The organism is Actinomyces sp. oral taxon 175 str. F0384 (genome assembly GCF_000223355.1).
GTDB classification, from domain to species: Bacteria; Actinomycetota; Actinomycetes; order Actinomycetales; family Actinomycetaceae; genus Actinomyces; species Actinomyces oris.
On record NZ_AFUR01000006.1, the window covers coordinates 421571 to 431423 of the forward strand.

Sequence of the window (9853 nt, forward strand, 5' to 3'; positions counted from 1 at the left end):
TGTATGGCGCCCGATGCGCCGTCGCTCACGCGGATTCGCCGACCCTGTAGCCGACACCGCGCACCGTCACCACGATCGAGGGACGCTCGGGGTCCTTCTCGATCTTGGCCCGCAGGCGCTGAACGTGAACATTGACCAGTCGGGTGTCGGCCGGGTGCTGGTAACCCCACACCTGGCTGAGGAGCTCCTCACGGGTGAAGACCTTCCACGGCGACCGGGCCAGGGTCACCAGCAGCTCGAACTCCAGCGGCGTCAGGGAGATGACCGACTCGCCGCGCTTGACCTGGTGACCGGCGACGTCGATGTCGAGGTCCCCGGCACGCACGTGCTCGGCCGCACCGGGGTTGGTGCGACGCAGGCGGGTGGAGACGCGGGCCAGCAGCTCCTTGGACTTGAAGGGCTTGGTCACATAGTCGTCCGCACCGGCCTCAAGACCGGCGACGACGTCCTGGGTGTCGGTGCGCGCGGTCAGCATGATGATCGGCACGTCGGACTCGGAGCGGATGAGCCGGCAGATCTCGACGCCGTCGAGCCCGGGAAGCATGAGGTCGAGCAGGACCAGATCGGGGTTGACCTCGTGGAAGGCGTCCAGGGCCTTGGCCCCGTCATGACAAAGTGTGGGCGTGTAGCTCTCCGACTCCAGCATGATGCCGATCATCTCGGCCAGGGATGCATCGTCGTCGACGACCAGAATGCGCGTGCTCATAGCCCGTATCTTGGCATGAGCCCCAGGACCCGAGGGACACCCGGACCATCGAGGTGGCGCCCACAGTTTCCCCAGGAAATTAAGAGAATCCCCTCAGTTACGGGAAAAACCGGCGTCAGCACGCCCAGAAGCCGGGATTATTGCGGCCGAACCGTGATCTTCGCTGCGCCCCCTGAACCTGGCTCAGGGCACACGCGAAGCTCCAGAGGCACGATTTCCTCCTCCAGGGGGAGGGCCAGATGACGGCCGGACATGACAGCATGGGCTTATGAGTACCGACTTCCCCCCTGACGGCAGCGGTCCGAGCGGAGAGCCGGACCGCGAGGCTCACGGCACCTCCGGCAGCGACTTCGTCGGAGGCGATCAGGACGGATGGCAGGCCCCCGACGCCGGCGCCTTCACAGAAGCTCCCTCCTACCCGGCTCCGGGCTCAGCAGCGGGACCCCAGTACCCCGGCTACGGCGGCTACCAGACGCCACCGGTGGGTCAGCCGGGCTACCCAGGCGGCTCAGTCCCCGGAAGCGCCCCCTATCCCGGAGCACCGGGGTATCCGGGAGCTCCCGGCGGCCCCGGATACCCGGGCTACGGCGGCTACACGTCGGCACTGGCCCCCAAGCCCTCGATCATTCCGCTACGGCCACTGTCCATCGGGGAGATCCTCGGGGGAGCCTTCGAGTCCCTGCGCGCCAACCCCAAGGCGATGTTCATACCCTCACTGGTAGTGATGGGCATTACAGGACTCTTGTCCGCCGGGAGCGTCGCCCTGTTCATGTCCCGGCTCGGCCTGACGGACCTGACATCCGGAAAGGTTGAGTTCTCAGAGACCGACCTGGACAGCATCGGGTCATCGTTGGTGGGCCTGCTCGTCCAGCTCGGCGTGACCAGCGTGCTGAGCATGATGGCCACCTCGATCATTATCGGCCTGCTCATCGTGACCGTCTCACGCACCATTCTGGGCCGCAAGGCGTCCCTCGGCGACGTGTGGCAGCGCACCCGGCCACGAGTGTGGGCGCTCATCGGCCAGACGCTCCTCATCGAGCTCATCCTCGCCGTCATCACCGCCGTCTTCGTCGCCGTCGCCATCGGCATCGGCTGGGCCCTCCTGGGGAACGTCATCGCCAACGGAGCCTCTGAGGACTCCGCCGGAACCTTCGTCGTCGTCTTCCTGGTGCTCCTGGCGCTGCTCATCGTGCTCGGGCTGGCGGTCTTCGCTCTGATGTGCAAGCTGTGCCTGGCACCGGCGGCACTGGTCCTGGAGAACATCGGCGTCATGGAGGGGATCTCCCGCTCCTGGACCCTCACGCGGGGCTACTTCTGGCGGATCGTCGGCATCCGCCTGCTCTCCTTCATCATCGTCTTCTTCGCCACCCAGATCGTGTCCCAGGGCGTGTCCATCGTCATGCAGGGACTCGTCTACGTCGCCCCGGACATGACCCTCGCGATCCTGGTGGCATCGACACTTCTCAGCAGTCTCATCCAGGCCGCGATCCTGCCCTTCGACTCCGCCGTGGTCGCGCTCATGTACACCGACCTGCGGATGCGCTCGGAGGGCCTGGACGTCGAGCTGCGTCACGCCGCCGGAGTATGAGCCGGCCGTGACACCCCTCAGGACGATCAGCGCGCAGGCCCCGGCGACCCCCGACGCCGACGAGGCCCGGCGCGCCGCGGGCAGGGAGCTCTCCCGCCCGATCTACCACGACCATCACGATCTGTGGGACCGGCTCTGGAGCTGGCTCAGGGGGCTCTTCGATGTCGGCAGCATGGTCCCCGGGGTTCCGCCCTGGGTGTCCACACTCATCGTGGTCCTCGTCGTCGCCGCCGGTATCGCGCTGCTGATCCTCCTGCTGACCAGGCTGTCCTCGGCCCGCCGGGTAACGACGCCGCCGTCGCTGTCGGTCTTCACCGACGACCGCGATGCCGACGCTCTGACCCGAGCCGCGGACACGGCGGCCGCGCAGGCCGACTTCACCACCGCCGTCGTCGAACGCTTCCGCGCCATCATCCGCTCCCTCGATGAGCGCGGGATCATTGACGAGTACCCGGGCATGACGGCCCTGGAGGCGGCCACGCTCACCCACCAGGCCCTCGGCCAGCACGGGGTCGTGGCCGCGCTGTACGAGGCCGCCCACCTGTTCGACGCCGTCCTCTACGGTCGAGTGGTCTCCACCAGCGCCCAGGACCAGCAGATGCGCGAGCTCGCCGATCAGATGACCACGGTCCGCCTCCCCAGCGGTCGCACCCTCGTCGGCGCCTCCGCCCACGCCCCGGGGACGCCGGCATGAGCACCCCCACGACGACGTCGCAGCCCCCGCCTCCCCCGGACTCCCCTCTCGAGGCCGCCCCGCCCCAGGTGACGGGTCCGCACTGGTCCCGGCGCTGGCGCCGGTGGCGCCCAGGGGTCATCGCGGTGGCCCTCATGCTCATCCCCGTCCTGGTGACCGTGTGGACTCGGACCATCACCTCCACGACGCCGCTGGCCATCGACAACCCCAAGGACTGGGGAACCATGGCGCTCGCCGAGCTGCTGCGCGACGAGGGGATCTCCGTGAGCAAGGCCGGCAGCCTCTCCCAGGCCGTGGACGCCGGCCGCCAGGGCGCGACCATCGCCGTGGTCAACGCCGACCGGCTCAGCAACCAGGACCGGCGGGCCCTGGCCGAGTCGGGCGGCGACGTCGTCGTCGTCGGAGCCGAGAGCGGCAGCGACGCCCTGGCGGGGCTGACGGGCATGACCGCCAAGGGCACCGCGGCAGCGCCCTCCTCCACCCGGGCGCCGCAGTGCGACGACGCCGATGCCCAGGCCGCCCGGAGCCTGGCCGGCACGCGCGCCTCGGTGTCCCTGCAGGGCGATGGCGACGCCGTCGGCTGCTTCCCGGTGGGCGAGGACCGTTACGCCTATGCCACCGACTCCCTGCCCAGCGGTGCCACGCTGCGGGTCCTGCCCGATCCCGCACCGGTGACCAACGTTCACCTGGCCAAGGAGGGGCACGCAGCCCTGGGAGTGCGCGCACTGGGCCACCACAGCCGCGTGCTGTGGTTGGACGGGGAGCACATGGAGGCGCCCTCCGTGTGGAACTCCTCCTCCACTCCCCCCTGGCTTCCGGTTCTCATCTTCCAGCTCCTCGTCATCGCCGGCGTGCTGGCGATCGTCCAGGGGCGTCGCTTCGGCGGCATCGTGAGCGAGGACCTGCCCGTCGTCGTGCGCTCCATCGAGACCACGGTGGCCCGCGGGCGTCTCTACCGTCAGGGCTCGGACCGGCCCCGTGCGGCCCAGGCCCTGCGCTCGGGTGCCGCGCTGCGTCTGGGCGCCACTCTGGGCCTGCCCCCCGGGACCTCGCGCCGTGACGTCATCGCCGCCGTCTCCCTGGCCTCGGGCATCGCCCCGGCCACGGTGGACTCTCTTCTTTACGGCCCGCCGCCCACCAGCGACAACGCCCTGGCCACCCTGGCAGTTCAGCTCGACCAACTCGAGAGCGAGGTTCACTCCACATGAGCACGGACAGCACCGACCCCACCCGCACCCCGGGCATCGCAGGTGACGCGGATACCGGCGCACCCCACTCCCAGGCCCCCGAGGGCCCGGACGCCTCGGGAACCCACAGCGCCCCACAGGTCTCCCAGCCCTCCCCCCGCGGGGAGGACGGCTCCGACCCGCGCAGGCGCCTGGTGGCCGTGCGCAGCGAGGTGGGCAAGGCCGTCGTCGGTCAGGAGGCAGCTGTGACCGGGCTGGTCATCGCCCTGCTCGCCGGCGGGCACGTCCTGCTGGAGGGGGTCCCCGGCGTGGCCAAGACCCTCCTGGTGCGGTCGCTGGCCACCGCGCTGGATCTGGAGACCAAACGCATCCAGTTCACCCCCGACCTCATGCCCGGTGACGTCACCGGCTCACTCATCTACGACTCCCGCAGCGCCCAGTTCTCCTTCCGGGCCGGCCCCGTCTTCACCAACCTCCTGCTGGCCGACGAGATCAACCGCACCCCGCCCAAGACGCAGTCGGCACTGCTGGAGGCCATGGAGGAGCGCCAGGTCTCCATCGACGGCCAGCCCCGGGCCCTGCCGGATCCGTTCATGGTGATCGCCACCCAGAACCCGGTGGAGTACGAGGGGACCTACCCGCTGCCCGAGGCCCAGCTGGACCGTTTCCTGCTCAAGCTGGTGCTGCCCCTGCCCGAACGGGCCCAGGAGATCGAGGTGCTCTCCCGCCACACCTCGGGATTCGATCCGCGCGACCTGCTCTCGGCAGGGCTGCGGGCCGTCGCCGGGGTCCAGGAACTGGCTCAGGCCCGGGCCCAGGTGAGCACGGTCGGAGTCACGCCGGAGGTGCTGGCCTACGCGGTGGATCTCGTGCGCGCCACCCGCTCCATGCCCTCGGTGGCCCTGGGGGTCTCGCCGCGTGGGGCCACGGCGCTCCTGGCCGCGTCACGGGCCTGGGCCTGGCTCGCCGGCAGGTCCTTCGTCACTCCCGATGACATCAAGGCACTGGCGCTGCCGGCTCTGCGCCATCGCATCAAGTTGCACGCCGAGGCCGAGATGGAGGGCATCACCCCTCAGTCCGTCATCGAGGCCGTGCTGCGAACCGTGCCGGTCCCGCGCTGAGGCATCGGCCGCCGGAGAGCACGAGCACAGAACCGATCAACTGACCGACTCACGACAGGAGTGGCATGTTTCTGACGATGCGCGCCGTATGGGCGATGCTTGCGGGGATCGCCCTGGTCCTCATCGCGCCGCGCCCGGCCACCGTGCTGGCCTGGGCCGGCGTGGTCATGGTCCTCGTCGTGATCGACGTGGTGAGCGCCCCCTCGCCCGCAGTGCTGCGGGCCTCGCGCTCCGTGAGCCACGGCGTGCGGCTGGGCGAGTCGATCACTGCGACACTGACGCTCACCAACACCGGTCGGCGCACGGCCCGCCTCCTGCTGCGCGATGCCTGGCCCCCCAGCGCCGGGGCGACCCAGGATCGCGGGGCGATGACAATCCCCCCGGCACAGCGCCGGCGTCATTCAACGGTGCTCACGCCCCAACGCCGGGGGGAGCGCCAGGCGGGGCCACTGACTGTCAGGGTGATGGGTCCCCTGGGCATCGCGGGGCGGCAGGCGTCATTGGACGTCCCTGCCTCCGTCCGGGTCCTGCCGGCCTTCCGCTCGCGCCGCCACCTGCACTCGCGCCTGGCCCGGCTGCGGGAGATGGACGGACGCAGCGCCGTCATGGTGCGCGGGGAGGGGACCGAGTTCGACTCCCTGCGCGAGTACGTCGTCGGAGACGACGTGCGCTCCATCGACTGGCGCTCCACTGCCCGCCGGGGCGAGGTGCTGGTACGCACCTGGCGCCCGGAGCGCGATCGGAGGGTTCTCATTATCATCGACTCGGGTCGACTGTCCGCTGCCCGGCTGGGGGACGCCCCCAGGCTCGACGCCCAGATCGAGGCCACCCTGCTGCTGGCGGCCCTGGCCTCCCGCGCCGGCGACCGGGTCGACGTCCTGGCCATGGACGACGCCGTGCGCGCACAGGTGCGGGGCAGCGCCGGACCGGTGCTCATGACCGAGCTGGCCGAGCACCTGACCGACGTGGAGCCGCGCCTGACCGAGCTCGACTGGACCCTCGTGGCCTCTCTGGTGCGCACCACGCTCTCGCAGCGCGCACTGGTGGTGGTCATCTCCGCCCTGGACGGCAGCGCCGGGGACGCGACGATGATTCGGACGCTGGCGGCTCTGGCCCGGGAGCACACGGTTGTTCTCGCCTCGGCCCTGGACCCCGAGCTGGAGGAGCTCAGGTCGACGCGTGACGACACCGACTCGGTGTACGTGGCCGCCTCCGCGGAGAAGGACCTGGTGGAGATGCACGCCGTGCGCCGCCGCCTGAGTCGCGGCGGGGTGGAGGTCGTGGAGGCACCCGACCAGGGGCTTGCTCCGGCACTGGCCGACTGCTACCTGGACCTCAAGGCCGCGGGGCGTCTATGAGGCGCACAGCGACGACGCCCGGTTCAGCCGGCCTCGGGCTGGACGTAGCCGGCCTCATCCTCCTCGAGGTCACCCGTGGACCCTGCGGCGACGGCGGAGCGGCCCAGGATGAGGGTGTAGGCCCACAGCAGTGCCAACGCACCGGCTCCGATGGCGATCTTGACCAACCAGGGGATGGGGGCCGGCGTCACGAAGGCCTCAATGAGTCCGGCGACGGCCAGGGCGACGGTCAGGCCCACGGCCACCGTGATGAGGGCCCGTCCCTCAGCGGCCAGCGCGGCCGTGCGGCTGCGCCGGCCGGGGACCAGCATGATCCAGAAGAGCTTGAGTCCGGCCGCGCCGGCGATGAAGATGCAGGTCAGCTCCAGCAGGCCGTGCGGCGAGATGAGCGAGAGGAACACGCCGAGCATGTCGTGGTCGGCCATGATCGCCCCGGACTGTCCCACGGCGACGGCGTTCTGGTACAGCATGTAGAGCGGCAGGAACCCCGTGATCCCTCCGGCCACGCAGATCGCTGCGATACGGGCGTTATTCGTCCACACCGCAGCGGCGAAGTCGGGGGCGGAGTACGTGGAGTAGTAGGACTCGAAGGCCTCATGGGCGTAGGTGTCCAGCTTCTCGGGGGTGCCCAGAGCGGCCATGGCCTCCGGACTGCGCAGGGTCCACGCCCCCACCACCAGCGCCAGGGCGATCTCGGCAACCATGACCCCGCAGGTCCACCACCGGATGCGGTACAGGGCCGCCGGCACGGACTGGAGAATGAAGCGGCGCACCGAACGGCTCCTCACCTCCCGTGTTCCGGTCAGGCGGCCGCGGGCCGCGGCCACTCGGGAGGACAGCTCGGCGATGAGCTGAGGATCCGGCGCGGCCGAGCGCACCCGCGACAGATGACGGGCGCAGGTGCGGTAGAGAGCCACGAGCTCATCGGTCTCAGCCCCGCTGAGGTGGCCGCGCCCCACGAGCACATCGAGACGTTCCCACTGATCGCGGTGCGCCGCGGAGAAAGCATCAAGATCCACGCAAGGAGTCTGTCATGACGGCCGCATCCCCCACATCCTCCGAGCGGATGATCGAGCCCGAGCTGCTCATCACCGGGGAGGCGGTCGCCCTGGAGATCACCCCGGCGACGGTCGCCAACCGCATCACCTCGGGACTCATCGACTACACCGTCTATGCCCTGGGGGCAGGACTGTCCGTGGTCGTGGTGATGGTGCTGGCCATCTCGACGGGCTCGGAGTTCCAAGAGAATCTCGCGTTGACCCGGGCGATGCTGTCCCTGGCCCTCCTCGCCTGGATGGTCGTCATCCCTCTGCTCGTCGAGCTCCTCAGCGGGGGCCGGAGCCTGGGCCGCATGGTGACCGGGGCCCGGGTGGTGCGCGACGACGGCGGTACCGTCAGGCTGCGCCACTGCCTGGTGCGCACGCTGCTGGCCGTCGTCGAGATCTGGGGCACCTGGGCCGTGCCGGCCCTGTGCGCCAGCATCGTCTCCAAGCGGGGGAAGCGGTTCGGGGACATGCTGGCCGGCACCTACGTGGTTCGAGAGCATCACCGCTCCCACATGGCGCCACCGCTGCTGATGCCCCCCGAGCTGGCTCAGTGGGCGGCGGGCACGGACCTGCGCGCCCTGCCCGGGAACCTGAGCCTGACGGCGCGCACCTTCCTGCAGCGCGCCTCCTCCCTCGTACCCTCCTCCCGCCACCAGCTGGGACTCGAGCTGGCCTCTCAGGTCCAGGGATACGTCTCTCCCCCGCCTCCCGCCGGCACGCACCCCGAACGGTTCCTTGCCGCGGTTCTCACCGAGCGCCGTAACCGTGAGCTGGTGCTGGAGAGCCGCGACCGCCGGCTGGAGGAGGACGTGCTGCGGGACATGGCCCGCCCGCCCTATGGGGTGGGCGGGGAGACCCGACGGCGTTGAACCACCCCGGGCTCGGCCCCACGATGGGCCACCCGGGTCGCAGCGGGGCGCGGCGCCTCTCAGCCCTGAGGGTCGGGACCGGGAGCGGGCACGCGTGACGCCTCGTGCACCAGGAGGATCGGAACGCCGTCGCGCACCGGGTAGGCCAGGCCCGTGCCCCGGGAGACGAGTGCGGGGCGACCGGCCTCGTCGAGGCCGTCAACGAGCTCCTCGCCGCTGAGCGGGCAGCGCAGGGCGGACCTCAGTGAGGAGGGGAGGACCGCTCGCTGCTCAGGCACGGGAACGTCCGACCGGCTCATGCATCCCCCTTCTGTCCGCGCAGGACCCGCAGGTGCCCGCGCCGCAGGATCTCGTCCTCGGCGATCTCCGGCGGGGGCGGCAGCGGGGCCGTCAGGGAGGCCGGCATGATCCCGCCGGGGCGGGGCCGGTGCTCGGCCGGCGAAGTGACCGGGCGTGGGGCGCGGGAGGCCTCGCGCACGGCGTCGGCCAGGGCCAGGAGGTCGTCCTCACTGGGGGGAGCCGGCTCGAACTCGGTGGCCAGGCGGATGATCTGCCAGCCGCGGGGGGCCGTGAAGGAGGAGACGTGCTTGTCGCACAGGTCATAGGCCTCGGGCTGGGCCTCGGTGGCCAGTGGCCCCAGCACGATGGTGGAGTCCGCGTAGACGGAAGTCAGGGTGGCCACGGCTGGGCGCTCGCAGCCGGGCTTGCGGCAGTGTCGGACTCTTCTCACGCTCGCAGGTTACCGTGCCGTTGCCCGCCGGTCATCCACACGCCGCCTAGGCTGGCCGATGTGACCGACCTGTTCCCCTTCTCGCCCGGGCGGATCCCCCCGCGCTCCGCCGCGGCACCGGGGCGACGCCCGAGCAGTCGTCGTGACCGCCACGGCCGCGGGCTGCGCGGTCCACTCCTGCCGCCGCACCTGCCGGCCTGGCGCACCCGCGCCGAGCGCTTCGACGAGCTCGTCGTGGACGCGGCCCAGAACCTGGCCAGACGCTGGCCGTCGGTGGATCAGATCCAGTTCGCCGTCGAGGAGGTCCCGCCCTCGGATCCGGCGCCCTGGGAGCGTTCGGTGGTGCTGGGACGCGGCTTCACCGCTGAGCCCCGTGCGGGACTGCCGGCGCGCGTCGTCATCTACCGCCGGCCGGTGGCCTCCCGGGCCACGAACGATGCCGAGCTGGCCGACCTGGTGCACCGTGTCGTCGTCGAGCAGGTGGCCCTCATGCTGGGACGCCGCCCCGAGGAGATCGATCCCGGCTCGGCCCTGTGAGACGGACTCCCCCGCCC

11 protein-coding genes are annotated in these 9853 nt (G+C 70.9%); 7 read left to right on the forward strand and 4 right to left on the reverse strand.

What is annotated here, in order from left to right; translation table 11 throughout:
- Positions 1 to 25: 25 nt before the first annotated feature.
- Entirely contained in the window at positions 26 to 706 is a 681-nt protein-coding gene (gene mtrA / locus HMPREF9058_RS10330) for an MtrAB system response regulator MtrA (RefSeq protein ID WP_003786992.1), read from the reverse strand.
- A 268-nt stretch (positions 707 to 974) separates the two neighbouring features.
- Between mtrA and HMPREF9058_RS10335 the strand changes: the two genes are divergently transcribed.
- From HMPREF9058_RS10335 to HMPREF9058_RS10355, 5 genes are all read left to right on the forward strand, one after another.
- A complete protein-coding gene (locus HMPREF9058_RS10335) occupies positions 975 to 2294 on the forward strand; it encodes a membrane protein (RefSeq protein ID WP_009407082.1) in 1320 nt (439 codons plus the stop codon).
- Positions 2295 to 2301: 7 nt separating this feature from the next.
- On the forward strand, positions 2302 to 2988 hold the full coding sequence (locus HMPREF9058_RS10340) for a DUF4129 domain-containing protein (RefSeq protein WP_009407116.1): 687 nt from the start codon (positions 2302 to 2304) through the stop codon (positions 2986 to 2988).
- A complete protein-coding gene (locus tag HMPREF9058_RS10345; RefSeq protein ID WP_009407061.1) occupies positions 2985 to 4196 on the forward strand; it encodes a DUF4350 domain-containing protein in 1212 nt (403 codons plus the stop codon). The genes HMPREF9058_RS10340 and HMPREF9058_RS10345 overlap by 4 nt, the downstream gene beginning before the upstream one ends.
- The gene (locus tag HMPREF9058_RS10350) at positions 4193 to 5296 is read left to right on the forward strand and encodes a MoxR family ATPase (RefSeq protein WP_009747927.1); all 1104 of its coding nucleotides are present in this window, start codon (positions 4193 to 4195) and stop codon (positions 5294 to 5296) included. The genes HMPREF9058_RS10345 and HMPREF9058_RS10350 overlap by 4 nt, the downstream gene beginning before the upstream one ends.
- Before the next feature lie 65 nt (positions 5297 to 5361).
- Positions 5362 to 6654, forward strand: a complete 1293-nt coding sequence (locus HMPREF9058_RS10355) for a DUF58 domain-containing protein (RefSeq protein WP_009747885.1) — start codon at positions 5362 to 5364, stop codon at positions 6652 to 6654.
- Between the two features lie 23 nt (positions 6655 to 6677).
- Here the strand turns inward: HMPREF9058_RS10355 and HMPREF9058_RS10360 are convergent, their stop codons facing one another.
- Entirely contained in the window at positions 6678 to 7673 is a 996-nt protein-coding gene (locus HMPREF9058_RS10360) for a stage II sporulation protein M (protein WP_009747814.1), read from the reverse strand.
- A 14-nt stretch (positions 7674 to 7687) separates the two neighbouring features.
- Here HMPREF9058_RS10360 and HMPREF9058_RS10365 point away from each other — a divergent pair, with 14 nt between their 5' ends.
- Positions 7688 to 8569 (forward strand): RDD family protein, encoded by an 882-nt coding sequence (locus HMPREF9058_RS10365; protein ID WP_009747921.1) that lies wholly within the window; start codon positions 7688 to 7690, stop codon positions 8567 to 8569.
- 59 nt (positions 8570 to 8628) lie between these two features.
- On the opposite strand, the gene HMPREF9058_RS10370 is transcribed toward HMPREF9058_RS10365, so the two are convergent.
- Positions 8629 to 8868: a Trm112 family protein gene (locus HMPREF9058_RS10370; protein ID WP_043538168.1), complete on the reverse strand. Its 240-nt coding sequence runs from the start codon at positions 8866 to 8868 to the stop codon at positions 8629 to 8631.
- Positions 8865 to 9299 (reverse strand): DUF3499 domain-containing protein, encoded by a 435-nt coding sequence (locus HMPREF9058_RS10375; RefSeq protein WP_009407388.1) that lies wholly within the window; start codon positions 9297 to 9299, stop codon positions 8865 to 8867. Before HMPREF9058_RS10375 ends, HMPREF9058_RS10370 begins: the two co-directional genes overlap by 4 nt.
- Before the next feature lie 60 nt (positions 9300 to 9359).
- Between HMPREF9058_RS10375 and HMPREF9058_RS13860 the strand changes: the two genes are divergently transcribed.
- A complete protein-coding gene (locus tag HMPREF9058_RS13860; RefSeq protein WP_009407400.1) occupies positions 9360 to 9836 on the forward strand; it encodes a metallopeptidase family protein in 477 nt (158 codons plus the stop codon).
- The last annotated feature ends 17 nt before the right edge of the window (positions 9837 to 9853 follow it).